The following is a 13,163-nucleotide window of genomic DNA, read 5'->3' on the forward strand; positions in this document are numbered from 1 at the left end:
CGCCCGATGACCAAGGTCGTCCTCGTCTCGGCCGTCGCACTGATCGATGTCGATGGCCGGGTGCTGCTGGCCCAGCGACCCGAGGGCAAAAGCATGGCCGGGCTTTGGGAATTTCCCGGCGGCAAGGTCGAGCCAGGCGAGACACCCGAGGCCGCGCTGATTCGCGAATTGCACGAAGAACTGGGGATCGAGACCTGGGATTCGTGCCTCGCGCCCCTGACCTTCGCCTCGCACTCTTATCCAGATTTTCATCTTTTGATGCCACTCTTTGCGTGCCGCCGGTGGGAGGGCACGCCCCAACCACGCGAAGGCCAGGTGCTGAAATGGGCATCTGCGAAGGACCTGAGCAAATATCCCATGCCACCGGCAGATATCCCGCTCATCCCCCTCCTTCGGGACTGGCTGTAAAAGCAGCAGCTGCTGAAGTTTTCACAAGTGTCAAAAAAGTATCGCAATTTTGTCGAAAACGTGGCTAAGTAGGCATACCGTTAACTTGGGTTTGGGGCGGGAGAGAGAAAATGCTGAAGACAATTACTCTTGGGAGCTGCGTGTCCGTTCAGGGACTGCTGGTGAAGCAACTTGCCGATGGCAAGATGGTAGTTCGCGTGGATGACCGTCTCTACGAAGGCCGTCCCGTCGCTGCCAAGGCAGAACTCACGGCGCACTAAGCGCTGATCCCATTGCGAGAGGGCGCTGCACTGCAGCGCCCTTTTGCGTTTCCGGGCTCTTGGTTTCCGGGCCTCGCAACGCCAGCACACACGACAGCATCAAGCAAAAAGGGCGGCCCCGAGGGCCGCCCTTTTGCTGTCTGGTTCGCTCCGATCAGAGCGAGCGTTCGACCGTCTCGCGCTCGAAGATCTCGATGACGTCACCGGCGCGGATATCTTCGTACCGCTCGAACGCCATGCCGCACTCCTGGCCAGAGATCACCTCGGGCACTTCATCCTTGAAGCGCTTGAGCGTCTTCAGCGTGCCTTCGTGGATCACCACGTCGTCGCGCAGCAGGCGCACACCGGCCGAGCGGCGGGCCACCCCTTCGGTGACGAGACAGCCAGCGACCTTGCCGACGTTGGAGACGTTGAAGACCTCCTTGATCGTCGCGTAGCCGATGAAGTGCTCGCGCACCTCGTCTTTCAGCAGGCCAGAGGCCGCCGCAGTCACATCGTCGACCAGGTCGTAGATCACCGAGTAGTAGCGGATCTCCACGCCCTTCTGGTTGGCCGCGTTCCGGGCCGGTGCATTGGCGCGCACGTTGAAGCCGATCACCGGAATGCCGGAGGCTTCGGCGAGGCCGATGTCGCTTTCGGTGATGGCGCCGACGCCCGAATGCACGACGCGCACCCGCACCTCTTCGTTGCCGATCTTCTCGAGCGCCTGCACGATCGCTTCGGCAGAGCCCTGCACATCGGCCTTCACGAGGATCGGAAGCTCGGCGACGTTCTTGTCGTCCTTCGCCTTCTGCATGAGCTGCTCGAGGGTCGTCGCGGCGCCAACGGCAGCGCGCTTCTCCTTCGAGACGTTCTCGCGGTATTCAGCGATCTCGCGGGCCTGCGCCTCGGTCTCGACGACGTTGAGCACGTCGCCCGCCTCGGGCGTGCCGTTGAGGCCAAGCACCTCGACGGGAACCGACGGGCCGGCTTCCTTCACGCGTTCGCCCTGATCGTTGATCAGCGCACGAACCTTGCCCCACTTCTCACCGACGACGAAGATGTCACCGGTTTTCAGCGTGCCGTTCTGGATGAGCACGGTCGCGACCGGGCCACGGCCCACGTCGAGCTGCGCTTCGATCACGGCGCCAGAGGCACTGCGCTTCGGGTTGGCCTTCAGCTCAAGCACTTCGGCCTGCAGCGCGATGGCTTCCAGCAGCTCGTCGAGGCCCTTGCCGGAAACGGCGGAGACTTCGACATCCTGCACATCGCCAGACATCTTCTCGACGACGACCTCGTGCATGAGCAGATCCGTGCGGACCTTCTCGGCATTGGCCTCGTATTTGTCGATCTTGTTGATCGCCACGATCATCGGCACCTTGGCCGCTTTCGCGTGATTGATCGCCTCGATCGTCTGCGGCATCACGGCGTCGTCCGCCGCCACCACCAGTACCACGATATCCGTCACCTGCGCGCCACGGGCCCGCATGGAGGTGAAGGCGGCGTGGCCGGGCGTGTCGAGGAAGGTCAGCAGGTCGCCGTTCGGCGCCTTCACCTGGTAGGCGCCGATGTGCTGGGTGATCCCGCCGGCTTCGCCCGCGGTGACATTGGCCTTGCGGATCGCGTCGAGCAGCGAGGTCTTGCCGTGGTCGACGTGGCCCATGATCGTGATGACAGGGGCGCGGGAGACGAGGTCTTCCGGCTTGTCCTCGACCGAATCGATGACCTGCTCGACGTCGGCATCCGACACGCGCTGCACCTTGTGGCCGAATTCCTCGACCACGAGCTCGGCGGTATCCGCGTCGATCGTCTGATTCTGGGTGACCATCAGGCCGTTGTTCATCAGCGCCTTGACCACATCGGCCACGCGTTCCGACATCCGGTTGGCCAGCTCGCCCACCATGATGGCTTCCGGCACCTGAACGGTGCGCGTCACCTTCTCGCGCTCGCCAGAGCCGCCCATCGCCTTCTGGCGGGCACGCTCTTGCTTGCGCTTCATGGCGGCGAGGCTGCGCTGGCGGCCATCGCCTTCGCCCAGCGCCTGGTTCAGCGTGAGCCTGCCGGTGCGGCGATTGTCGTCGGCGCGGCCCGGTTTCGGGCGGCCGGCGTTCTTGTCGCCACGGGCATCGCGGGTGTCACGGTCGGGCTTGCGGGCGCCACCGGCGCCGCGGCGGTCCTCGGCCTGCTGGGCCGCGGCCTGAGCATCGGCGGGCGACGCGCTGTTGGCGGCGGGCTCGGCGGCACGCTTGGGCTTCTTGGCCTCTTCGGCTTCGCGCTTGGCGCGCGCCTCTTCCTCGGCCCGGGCCTTCAGCGCTTCTTCGCGCTCGCGCTCTTCGCGCTCCTTGGCCTCGGCCTCGGCGCGGCGACGCTCACGCTCTTCGGCGCGCTCCTTCTCCTCGGCAGCGCGCCTCTCGGCTTCTTCGGATTCGCGGGCACGGGCCATCGCGAGCGCCTTCATGCGGCGCTCCAGCTCGACCTCGGAAATGCCTTGCGGGCGCCGCTTCGGGTCGCCGCTGACGGCGGCGCTGCTTTGCGGAACGTTAGCGGCCCCCGGCTTGGGAACCACGACGCGCTTGCGCTTGGTTTCCACAACGACGTTCTTGGTGCGGCCATGGCTGAAGCTTTGCTTCACATTTCCCGGCCGGGAACCAGAACCACGCAGCCCAAGAGGCTTTTTGCCGTCGGTATCGCTCATCAAACTTCTTTGTCCTTTCCGGCGGCGATCGGCGCCCCCGAGATCTCTCGCATGCCGCGGAGTTTCGCGGCTTCCTCTACAACACGGTCACTCAGGGCGCCAGATGCGAGCGCGCCATGTATCACAGATTGACGGCCGAAAGCCAAACCCAATTCAGATGAGGTCAAACAACCGAAATATCGGGCTCCCGTTGGAGTCCAGAGCTTGGTTTTTCCGCGCTCCGACCCGTCGGAGGCCTGCAGGAGAACGCGCGTCCCGCCTTTCTCCAGGGCGGTCTTCACCTTCTCGAATCCGCAAACCGCGAGGCCTGCCTTTCGAGCGAGTGATATAAGGTCAATGACGCGGCGTGCAAGCTGCCTCTCGACTTCATCGACCAATCCGTCGGGAATCTGCACCTGTTGCTTGGCCGAGCGGGCGAATTGCCCGGCCTTGGCCTTCTCCAGGATGGTGCGGTCAGCGGTCACCCACATGCCCCGCCCGGGCAGGCGCCCGAGCACATCGGGCACCACCACGCCATCGGGCGAGATGCCGAAGCGGACGAGGCCGGATGCCGGCCCCGTCTCACCGGTGACGATACAGCGCCGCTCGGGCTCGTCCCTGTCCTTGTCTCGCCCGCCGCGGCTCATGCTGTGGTTACGCCTCTTCTTCCGTTTCGGCCGCAGGCTCGCCCTCGGCCGCCTCGGCCTCGGCACGGGCCAGCTCTTCGGGGTCGACCCAGCCGAGCGCCACGCGGGCGGTCATGACCAGATCCTGCGCTTCTTCGAGGCTCATCTCGAAGGGCTCCAGGATGCCGTCGTCCTTCACGCGCTCGCCGCCAACGGTCGTCCAGCCGCCGGCAAGCTCCCAGTCGGCGCAGGTGGCGAAGTCTTCCAGCGTCTTCACGCCGTCCTTCGCCAGCGCTTCGATCATCACCGGTGTCAGGCCGGGGAAGGTGATCAGGCTGTCTTCGGCGCCCAGCTCGCGGGCACGGTCGAGCGCGGCCTTGTTCAGCGCTTCCAGATGGTCGCGGGCACGGGCCTGCAGCTCGGCGGCTGTATCGTCATCGACACCGTCGATCACCAGAAGCTCGTCGAGATCGACATAGGCGACCTCTTCGAGGTTGGTGAAGCCCTCGGCCACGAGCAGCTGCGCGAAGAACTCGTCGAGATCGAGCGTGTCCATGAACAGCTTGGTGCGCGATTCGAACTCGGCCTGGCGGCGCTTGCTCTCTTCTTCCTCGGTCATGATATCGATGTCGAGGTTGGTGAGCTGGCTGGCGAGGCGCACGTTCTGGCCGCGGCGACCGATGGCGAGGCTGAGCTGCTCTTCCGGCACGACGACCTCGATGCGCTCGGCATCCTCGTCGAACACGACCTTGCTCACCTCGGCGGGCTGCAGCGCGTTGACGAGGAAGGTCGGCACGTCCTCGTTCCACGGGATGATGTCGATCTTCTCGCCCTGCAGCTCGTTCACGACGGCCTGCACGCGGGAGCCGCGCATACCCACGCAGGCACCGACCGGGTCGATGCTGTTGTCGTAGGAGATGACGGCGATCTTGGCGCGGCTGCCCGGGTCACGGGCGACGGCCTTGATCTCGATGATGCCCTCGTAGATTTCCGGCACTTCCATCTTGAAGAGAGCGGCCATGAATTCCGGCGCCGTGCGGCTGAGGAAGATCTGCGGGCCGCGCACTTCGCGGCGCACATCCTTGATGTAGCAGCGGATGCGGTCGCCCGGGCGGTAGCTTTCGCGGCCGATCTTGTCGTTGCGGCGCAGGATGGCTTCCCCGGCGCCGACATCGACGATCAGGTTGCCGTATTCCTCGCGCTTAACGGCGGCGTTGATGATCGTGCCGGCGCGGTCCTTGAACTCTTCGTACTGACGGTCACGCTCGGCCTCGCGCACCTTCTGCAGGATGACCTGCTTGGCGCTCTGCGCGGCGATGCGGCCCAGCTCCACCGGGGGCACTTCCTCGGTATAGGTGTCGCCCACCTTGGGATCGGCCAGGAATTGCTTGGCCTGCTCGACCGTCATCTCGGCCTGGTAATTCTCGAGCTCCTCGTCCTCCACCACGGTGCGCACGCGGGTGAAGGTGGCGCGGCCGGTCTTCCGGTCGATGGCGACGCGGATGTCCATCTCGGCGCCGTAGCGGCTTTTCGCGGCCCGGGCGAGGCTCTCCTCCATCGCCTCGACGACGAGGCCGGGGTCGATCATCTTCTCGCGCGCGACGGCCTCGGCCGTCTGCAGAAGCTCCAGCTGGTTGGCGGATGTGATGGCCATTGAGGCTTACTCCTGGTTCTGCGCCCGGGGCTTGTCCCCGTCGGCGTCATCGTCACTGTCGAGAATGGTCTCGACCTCGTCGAACTGGGCCTCGTTGATGAGACCCCCATCCTTGCGGCCCTTGAGCACTTCGCGGATCAGCTCGTCCGTCAGAACGAGCTTGGCATCGGCGAGCCAGTCGAATTGCAGGCCGATGGTGCCCTCGTCGATCTCGATCAGCACCTCGGAACCCTCGGTGCCGGCCAGCGTGCCGCGGAATTTCTTGCGGCCGTCGATCAGCTCGTTGGTTTCGAGCTTGGCGACATAGCCTTGCCACTGGTCGAAATCCTTCAGCCGGGTCAGCGGCCGGTCGATGCCGGGGGAGGAGACCTCCAGCGAATAGGCATCGAGAATCGGGTCTTCGACATCGAGCACCGCGGAGACGGCGGTCGAGATCGTGGCGCAATCCTCAACCTCGATGGTGCCATCGGGGCGCTGCGCCATGATCTGCAGGGTCTGGTTCTTGCCACCGAGCAGGCGGACACGCACCAGTTCGAATCCCATATCTTCCACCACGGGGCGGACAATGGAGGCAACGCGCTGGTCGATGGCGGCCTTGGCGACGAGATCAGACATGTTCGGGGCTCCTTCGGGGTGCTCCAGACACAAAAAAACGGGCCAGCGGCCCGTCGGAAGGTTCGGTGGGCGCCGGGGGTGGAGACCAGCGCGCCGCTGTTGAGAGGCATATAGGCGGGCGGGGCCTGCTTGGCAAGAGCGGTGAGAGACGAGGCGCGCCTGCAAGGGCGCGACGAGTGGCGGCTAGGCGCTCAGGCGTACCACCACCGCTCCGCGATCCGCCCGCTCTCCCCTTCGAGCGTGCCGTCGGACGCAGCCGGCCGGGCCAGCCCGCGGCCAATCGCAGCGGGGGTGGCGATGGCGATGGACAGGCCCTCTTCCGCCGTCCGGCAAGCGGCATCCACGGCGCCGGCCTCCAACAGCGCCGCGCGCTCCTCGTCGGCCTCGGCCATGGTCAGCTCGACCCGGTCGAACCAGCCGGCGCGGCCGTCCTTGTAATGCGTGGGCACGCGGACCAGCACGACCGGGCCGTCCGGTGCGCTCTCGCCGTAGCGATACAGCCCGGTGCCGCCGCCCGTCGCGCTCACGATGGCGAGGTCGGGATCGGCCAGCAGGAAGGGCAGGTTCGGGTCGGGCGCCGTCAGCCGCAGCTCCAGCCGGTGCGGGCCAAGGGCGCGCATGCTCTCCAGCGCCGGGGCCAGCACGGCGCTCGCCTCGAAACTGCGCAGCACATCGGCAGCGGTGAAGGGCGTCTCGTCCTCGAACCGCACGCCGCGGCGGAGCGCGATCGTCCAGACCTGCGCGCCCTCCGACGGCTCCCAGCTTTCGGCCAGCTCGCCCGTCAGCTCGCCGCCCGAGGCGATTTCCGTCAGGCAGTCGAAGGCGGCCCTGCGCGCGACCAGCTCCAGCGCCTCACCGGGTAGCGCCATGCGCAGCACGCCGCCGCGCGATTGCGCTGCCAGCGCGGTGCCCGTCGCCACGAGCAGCCCCGCGGCAGCGCCGGTGCGCAGCAGGCCTCGTCTGGTGAATGTCCTCTGGCTCATGGGCCACACCCTATCGCAAGCGCGGCAGGGAGCAAGTCAGCCTTCCGCGAGCCGGTCTGTCGCGCGGATCAGCTCCGCGCTGATCCCCGGCTCCGACAGTGCGTGCCCGGCGCGGGGCACCATCACCAGCCGGGCGTTCGGCCAGCGCGAGGCGACCGCGAAGGCCGAATGCGGAGGGCAGATCATGTCGTATCGGCCCTGCACGATGACGCCGGGAATGTGGGCAATGCGCTCCATCCGGTCCAGCACCTGCTGCTCGTCACTGAGGAAGCCCTTGTTGCGAAAGTAGTGATTCTCCAGCCGGGCGAAGGCGCGGGCATAATCCGCCGGGCTCTCGCCGCCCGGCCCGTCGTTGTCGATCGAGGCCAGCGCATTCTCCCACTCTGCCCACGCACGGGCGTAGCGCAGCTCCTGCGCCGCGTTGCCGGAGAACAGGCGGCGGGCATAGGCCTCGATGAGATCGCCGCGCTCCTCTTCGGGGATAGCGCCCTGAAATCGGGCCCAGAGTTCGGGCCAGAACTGCCCGGCGCCGCCGCCATAGAACCAGTCAAGCTCGCGCTGGCTCATCACGAACACACCGCGCAACACCAGCGCGCGCACCCGATCGGGATGGGCCTGCGCATAGATCAGGCCGAGCGCCGCGCCCCACGAGCCACCGAAGACCATCCAGGCGTCGATGCCAAACGTCTCGCGGATCAGCTCGATATCCGCCACCAGATGCCAGGTCGTGTTCGCCTCGACGCTGGCATGGGGGCGCGAGCGGCCGCAGCCGCGCTGATCGAACAGGACGATCCGGTACTTCCGCGGATCGAAATAGCGGCGCATGGCCGGCGAGCAGCCGCCGCCCGGCCCGCCATGAAACACGACGACCGGCAGCCCGTCGGGGTTGCCGCATTGCTCGACATAGATCTGGTGGCCGTCGCCGACATCTAGCATGCGCGTGTCGAACGGCTCGGCCGGAGGGTAGAGATGCGCGCAGCCGCGCCTGTGAACCGCTGTCCTGTCCATGCTACAGCCTATATAATGCCCCGAGCCGCCGCACCACGGGCGAAGGAGATGAAATGCCAGACGACACCCCTGCCCCCGCCGCCCTCGCCTCGGTCACCGACCCGGGCGAGATCGCGAAATTCGAGGCCATGGCCGCAGAATGGTGGGACCCGGAGGGGAAGTTCAAGCCGCTGCACATGCTCAACCCGGTGCGGCTCGACTACATCACCACCCAGATCGCGGCGGAATTCGACCGTGATCTCGGCGGCGAGCGCCCCTTCGCGGGCCTGCGCCTTGTCGATATCGGCTGCGGCGGCGGGCTGCTTTGCGAACCCATGGCGCGCCTTGGCGCCGAGGTGGTGGGCGTCGACCCTGCCCCGCGCAACATTCCCGTAGCGGAGGTGCATTCTCGCGAATCCGGGCTGGACATCGACTACCGGGTGAGCACGGCGGAAGAGCTGGCGGCGGCCGGCGAGACATTCGACGTGGTGCTCAACATGGAGGTGGTCGAGCATGTGCCTGACCCGGCGAGCTATCTCGCCGCCTGCCGCGCGCTGCTCAAGCCCGGCGGCCTGCACATCTGCTCCACGCTCAACCGCAACCCCAAGAGCTTCATGATGGGGATCGTGGGCGCCGAGCATGTGATGCGCTGGCTGCCCAAGGGCACACATGACTGGCGTAAGTTCATCACGCCCGACGAGCTCTACGATCTGCTCCGCGGCGCCGGGATGGAGCCGGTGGACCGCACGGGCATGGTCTTCAACCCGCTCAGCTGGCAATGGCGCCTGTCGGGCCGCGACCTTTCGGTAAACTACGTCACCGCGGCGCGGGCGCCGGCCTAAAGCCGCGCGCCCGTCTCCTTGTCGAACAGGCAGAGCCCGCCGCGCGCGACATCGAGGGCGATCTCCTGCCCCGGTGTCTCGCGCATCCGGCCCGGCAGGCGGGCGATCAGGCGGCCCTCGCCGAGATCGAAGGTCACATAGGCCTCGGCCCCGGTGTTCTCGATCATCTTTGCCGTCAGCCGCAGGTCGCCCTCGCCGCTGGCGAGCGACAGATGCTCCGGCCTGATCCCCAGGATCACCTCTTCCGGCGTGCTGACAGGCAGCTCCATCGCCAGATGCGCGTCGCCCAGCGCCAGGCCGCCGGGGACCACGCGGGCGGGCACCAGGTTCATCGGCGGGGCGCCCATGAAATCGGCCACGAAGGTGTTGGCGGGCCGGTCGTAGATCTCTTCCGGCGTGCCGATCTGCTGCACATGGCCGCCCTTCAGCACCACGATGCGGGTCGCCATCGTCATCGCCTCGATCTGGTCGTGGGTGACATAGACAATGGTCGCGTCGGTCGCCTCATGAATGCGCTTGATCTCGGCCCGCATCTCCACCCGCAGCTTGGCATCGAGGTTCGACAGCGGCTCGTCGAAGAGGAATAGCGCCGGTTCTCGCACCAGCGCCCGGCCCATCGCCACCCGCTGGCGCTGCCCGCCGGAAAGCTGGGCCGGCAGACGGTCGAGCAGATGGTCGATCTGCAGCAGGCCCGCGACCTCGCGAATCTTCGCCTCGGCGTCGGCCTTCGGCACCCGGCGGATCTTCAGCCCGAAACCGATGTTTTGGGCGACGGTCATGGTCGGGTAGAGCGCGTAGCTCTGGAAGACCATCGCGATGTCGCGGTCCTTCGGCGGCTCGCCGGTCACGTCGCGCCCGTCGATCCAGAGCTGGCCGCCGGAAATCTCCTCCAGCCCGGCGATGCAGTTGAGCAGGGTGGACTTGCCGCAGCCCGACGGCCCGACCAGCACAAGGAACTCGCCAGAACCGATCTCGATGTCGATATCATGGAGGACCTTGAGGCCCCCGTAGCTCTTGACAAGGCCCTCGGCCTTCAGCGCCGTGGCGGTGCCGGCTTTCGCATCCAGCGCCATATGATCCTCCCCGCCGGCCGGTGCCGGCGCTCCGGGGAAAAGGCTAATCCGGCGGCAAGCATCTGGCAATGACGTCGCGGTAAGCCGGTCATGCATATCCGGGGGGTTGAGGCTCGATTCTGGCGCGGTAAAGGTGCCCGAATACCCGGCCCCGGCCGGTGACAGGTATTTTCAGGTGAACCTTTGCATAAGGGCGCCCAGGCCCGAGGGACGAGACATGCGTGAATGGTGGCGTGACGCGGTGATCTACCAGATCTACCCGCGCTCTTATCAAGACAGCAACGGCGACGGCATCGGCGACCTGCCGGGCATCACCTCGCGGCTCGATCACGTCGCCTCCCTCGGGGTCGATGCCATCTGGCTCTCGCCCTTCTTCACCTCCCCCGATGCCGACATGGGCTATGACGTCTCCGACTACACCGGCGTCTCCCCCCTCTACGGCACGATGGAGGATTTCGACGCCATGGTCGCCCGCGCCCATGAGCTCGGCCTCAAGGTCATCATCGACCAGGTGCTCTCGCATTCCTCGATCGAGCATCCGTGGTTCGAGGAGAGCCGCTCCAGCCGCGACAATCCCAAAGCCGACTGGTACGTCTGGGCCGACCCGCAGCGCGACGGCAGCCCGCCGAACAACTGGCTGTCGATCTTCGGCGGCTCGGCGTGGGAGTTCGACCCGCGCCGCAAGCAATATTACCTGCACAATTTCCTGAAAGAGCAGCCCGACCTCAACTTCCACAACGAGGAGACGGTGGATGCCCTGCTCGAGACGATGGAGTTCTGGCTGAAGAAGGGTGTCGACGGCTTCCGCCTCGACACGGTGAACTTCTACGTCCACGACGCCCAGCTGCGGGATAACCCGCCGTCGGACTGGAAAAAATTCCCGGTGAACCCCTACGAGGCGCAGGACCAGCTCTATTCCAAGACCCAGCCGGAGAACATCGCCATCCTCGGCCGCCTGCGCGCGCTGACAGACAAGTACGACGCCCGCATGATGGTCGGCGAGGTCGGCGAGATGGGCCGGCAGATCGACATCATGGCCGAGTACACCACCGGCGATGACCGCCTGCACATGGCCTATTCCTTCGAGTTCCTCGGCCCCGACCAGACGGCGGAGCACTTCTCCAGCCGCATCAGCCGCTTCTTCGCCAAGGCGCCGGAAGGCTGGCCCTGCTGGAGCTTCTCCAACCACGACGTCTCGCGCCATGTCTCCCGCTGGACGCAAGAGGGAGAGCCGACGGAGCCGGTCGCCAAGCAGGCCATCGCCCTCCTCACCTCCTTCCCCGGCACGCTCGGCATCTACCAGGGCGAAGAGCTCGGCCAGACGGATACCGAGATCCTCTTCGAAGAACTGCAGGACACCGCGAACATCGAGTTCTGGCCCGAGTACAAGGGCCGCGACGGCTGCCGCAGCCCCATGGTGTGGAGCGCGCAGGCCGAACATGGCGGCTTCTCGGGCGCCAAGCCCTGGCTGCCGGTGAAGCCCGAGCAGGCCGCCCGCGCCGTCGACCGGCAGGAGGGTGACGATGACAGCGTCCTGGCCGCCTACCGCGCCGCGCTCGCCTTCCGCAAGGAGCGTGACGAGCTGCGCCTAGGCGAGGCGGATTTCATCGATCTGCCCGAACCGGTGCTCGGCATCCGCCGCGTCTGGGGCGATGCCAACGTGACCGGCGTGTTCAACCTCTCGCCCGAGCCGCAATCGCTTGAGGTGATCGGCAGCGGCACGCCCGTGGGCCCCGGCCTTTTCGATATGGACGGTACGTCGCTGGAGCTGCCGGCGCGCGGATTTGTCTTCCTCGAATCGCAGGGAGCGCTAACATTGACGCTACGGGAGGCCAGCGCCCCGGCGTAAGCCTTGGCCGTCCTCCCCACAGGGAGGATGACAATGACCAACAAAGTGACGGCGCTTTGCGCCGCGGCGCTTCTTGCCACCACAGCCATGCCCGCCTTCGCGCTCAGCGAGGGCGAGCTGCTGATCTGGGTGGGCGCCAACCGTGACGAGGGCGCCCTGCGCGAGGCCGTGGCGGCCTTCACCGATGATCTGGGCGTGCCCGTCACCGTGGAGGTGGTAGACCCGGACCTGCCGACGAAGTTCCAGCAAGCCGCGGCCACCGGCGACGGGCCGGATATCGTGCTCTGGGCGCATGACCGCTTCGGCGAATGGGCCGCGGGCGGCCTGCTTGAGCCGCTGCCCGCCAGCCAGGCCTGGACAGACGGCGTGCTGCCCACGGCGCTCGATGCGCTGCAGATCGGCGACGAGCTTTGGGGCTACCCCGTCTTCGTCGAGGCCGTGCACCTGATCTACAACAAGGATCTGGTCGACGCCCCGCCCGCCAGCTTCGAAGAGATCCCGGGGATGGAGATGCCCGAGGGCGTCACCCCGATCCTGTGGGATTACAACAACATCTACTTCACCATGCCGTTGATGATGGCGAACGGCGGCTATGCCTTCCAGAAGGTCGACGGCGTGTACGACGGCACGACCACCGGCGTGAACACCGAGGGCGCCGTCGAAGGCGCGCAGGTTGTGGCCGATTTCATCGACGAGGGCGTGATGCCCGAGGGCGTGGACTACGGCATGATGGACGGCGCCATGAACAACGGCGAAGTCGCCATGGTGCTGAACGGCCCCTGGGCCTGGGGCGGGCTGGAAGCCTCTGGCATCGATTTCGGCGTTGCGCCCATCCCCACCGTGAATGGCGAGCCCTCGCCGCCCTTCCTGGGCGTGCAGGCGCTGGCGATCAACGCCGCCTCGCCCAATGTCGATCTCGCAGTGGAGCTGATCGAGAACTACCTGCTTACCGATGAGGGCCTGGCCGTGTGGAACGCCAATGGCGCGCTCGGCGCCCTGGCCGACGAGAGCGCGGCCGAGGCGATGAACGACGACATGGTCTCCGGCATGCTGGAGGTGGCGGCCATCGGCGTGCCTATGCCCTCGAACCCCGAGATGGGCGCATTCTGGAGTGCGATGGCCCCGGCGATGACCAACATCACCACCGGTGCCCAGACGGCGCAGGAGGCGCTCGACGACGCCGCCGCGCGCATCCTCGGCGAATGAGCGGGTG

Annotated in this window: 12 protein-coding genes; 5 read left to right on the forward strand and 7 right to left on the reverse strand. The window is 66.6% G+C overall.

Annotation, left to right across the window (positions count from 1 at the left end; genetic code table 11):
- The first annotated feature begins 6 nt into the window (after nt 1-6).
- Nucleotides 7-408, forward strand: coding sequence for an 8-oxo-dGTP diphosphatase MutT (mutT, locus tag ACXN5S_RS00800; RefSeq protein ID WP_458603488.1), 402 nt, complete (start codon nt 7-9; stop codon nt 406-408).
- Between the two features lie 110 nt (nt 409-518).
- The gene (locus tag ACXN5S_RS00805) at nt 519-668 is read left to right on the forward strand and encodes a hypothetical protein (RefSeq protein ID WP_458603489.1); all 150 of its coding nucleotides are present in this window, start codon (nt 519-521) and stop codon (nt 666-668) included.
- Nucleotides 669-822: 154 nt separating this feature from the next.
- On the opposite strand, the gene infB is transcribed toward ACXN5S_RS00805, so the two are convergent.
- The 6 genes from infB to pip all read right to left on the reverse strand — a co-directional run bounded on the left by infB (nt 823) and on the right by pip (nt 8,207).
- Nucleotides 823-3,342 carry a translation initiation factor IF-2 gene (gene infB, locus ACXN5S_RS00810; RefSeq protein ID WP_458603490.1) on the reverse strand — a complete coding sequence of 840 codons (2,520 nt, stop codon included), beginning with the start codon at nt 3,340-3,342 and terminating at the stop codon, nt 823-825.
- Nucleotides 3,342-3,968: an RNA-binding protein gene (locus ACXN5S_RS00815; RefSeq protein WP_458603491.1), complete on the reverse strand. Its 627-nt coding sequence runs from the start codon at nt 3,966-3,968 to the stop codon at nt 3,342-3,344. The genes infB and ACXN5S_RS00815 overlap by 1 nt, the downstream gene beginning before the upstream one ends.
- A gap of 7 nt (nt 3,969-3,975) precedes the next feature.
- Nucleotides 3,976-5,601 (reverse strand): transcription termination factor NusA, encoded by a 1,626-nt coding sequence (nusA, locus tag ACXN5S_RS00820; RefSeq protein WP_458603492.1) that lies wholly within the window; start codon nt 5,599-5,601, stop codon nt 3,976-3,978.
- Nucleotides 5,602-5,607: 6 nt separating this feature from the next.
- A complete protein-coding gene (gene rimP, locus ACXN5S_RS00825) occupies nt 5,608-6,216 on the reverse strand; it encodes a ribosome maturation factor RimP (RefSeq protein ID WP_458603493.1) in 609 nt (202 codons plus the stop codon).
- A 191-nt stretch (nt 6,217-6,407) separates the two neighbouring features.
- On the reverse strand, nt 6,408-7,199 hold the full coding sequence (locus ACXN5S_RS00830) for an ABC transporter substrate-binding protein (RefSeq protein WP_458603494.1): 792 nt from the start codon (nt 7,197-7,199) through the stop codon (nt 6,408-6,410).
- 36 nt (nt 7,200-7,235) lie between these two features.
- Nucleotides 7,236-8,207, reverse strand: a complete 972-nt coding sequence (gene pip / locus ACXN5S_RS00835; protein WP_458603495.1) for a prolyl aminopeptidase — start codon at nt 8,205-8,207, stop codon at nt 7,236-7,238.
- A 53-nt stretch (nt 8,208-8,260) separates the two neighbouring features.
- On the opposite strand from pip, the gene ubiG reads away from it, so the two are divergent.
- Complete coding sequence (gene ubiG, locus ACXN5S_RS00840) at nt 8,261-9,028, forward strand: bifunctional 2-polyprenyl-6-hydroxyphenol methylase/3-demethylubiquinol 3-O-methyltransferase UbiG (RefSeq protein ID WP_458603496.1); 768 nt, start codon at nt 8,261-8,263, stop codon at nt 9,026-9,028.
- On the opposite strand, the gene ACXN5S_RS00845 is transcribed toward ubiG, so the two are convergent.
- Nucleotides 9,025-10,101, reverse strand: coding sequence for an ABC transporter ATP-binding protein (locus ACXN5S_RS00845; RefSeq protein WP_458603497.1), 1,077 nt, complete (start codon nt 10,099-10,101; stop codon nt 9,025-9,027). The two genes, ubiG and ACXN5S_RS00845, sit on opposite strands and share 4 nt — an antisense overlap.
- A gap of 217 nt (nt 10,102-10,318) precedes the next feature.
- Between ACXN5S_RS00845 and ACXN5S_RS00850 the strand changes: the two genes are divergently transcribed.
- Entirely contained in the window at nt 10,319-11,950 is a 1,632-nt protein-coding gene (locus tag ACXN5S_RS00850) for an alpha-glucosidase (protein WP_458603498.1), read from the forward strand.
- A gap of 33 nt (nt 11,951-11,983) precedes the next feature.
- Nucleotides 11,984-13,156, forward strand: a complete 1,173-nt coding sequence (gene malE, locus ACXN5S_RS00855; RefSeq protein ID WP_458603499.1) for a maltose/maltodextrin ABC transporter substrate-binding protein MalE — start codon at nt 11,984-11,986, stop codon at nt 13,154-13,156.
- Nucleotides 13,157-13,163: the final 7 nt, after the last annotated feature.

The sequence above is a fragment of the Pseudoroseicyclus sp. H15 genome, assembly GCF_054353345.1.

Bases quoted from the DNA above. Each gene is read 5' to 3' on its own strand.
- mutT (WP_458603488.1), top strand. From the start codon at position 7: ATGACCAAGGTCGTCCTCGTCTCGGCCGTCGCACTGATCGATGTCGAT.
- ACXN5S_RS00805 (WP_458603489.1), top strand. From the start codon at position 519: ATGCTGAAGACAATTACTCTTGGGAGCTGCGTGTCCGTTCAGGGACTG.
- infB (WP_458603490.1), bottom strand. From the start codon at position 3,342: ATGAGCGATACCGACGGCAAAAAGCCTCTTGGGCTGCGTGGTTCTGGT.
- ACXN5S_RS00815 (WP_458603491.1), bottom strand. From the start codon at position 3,968: ATGAGCCGCGGCGGGCGAGACAAGGACAGGGACGAGCCCGAGCGGCGC.
- nusA (WP_458603492.1), bottom strand. From the start codon at position 5,601: ATGGCCATCACATCCGCCAACCAGCTGGAGCTTCTGCAGACGGCCGAG.
- rimP (WP_458603493.1), bottom strand. From the start codon at position 6,216: ATGTCTGATCTCGTCGCCAAGGCCGCCATCGACCAGCGCGTTGCCTCC.
- ACXN5S_RS00830 (WP_458603494.1), bottom strand. From the start codon at position 7,199: ATGAGCCAGAGGACATTCACCAGACGAGGCCTGCTGCGCACCGGCGCT.
- pip (WP_458603495.1), bottom strand. From the start codon at position 8,207: ATGGACAGGACAGCGGTTCACAGGCGCGGCTGCGCGCATCTCTACCCT.
- ubiG (WP_458603496.1), top strand. From the start codon at position 8,261: ATGCCAGACGACACCCCTGCCCCCGCCGCCCTCGCCTCGGTCACCGAC.
- ACXN5S_RS00845 (WP_458603497.1), bottom strand. From the start codon at position 10,101: ATGGCGCTGGATGCGAAAGCCGGCACCGCCACGGCGCTGAAGGCCGAG.
- ACXN5S_RS00850 (WP_458603498.1), top strand. From the start codon at position 10,319: ATGCGTGAATGGTGGCGTGACGCGGTGATCTACCAGATCTACCCGCGC.
- malE (WP_458603499.1), top strand. From the start codon at position 11,984: ATGACCAACAAAGTGACGGCGCTTTGCGCCGCGGCGCTTCTTGCCACC.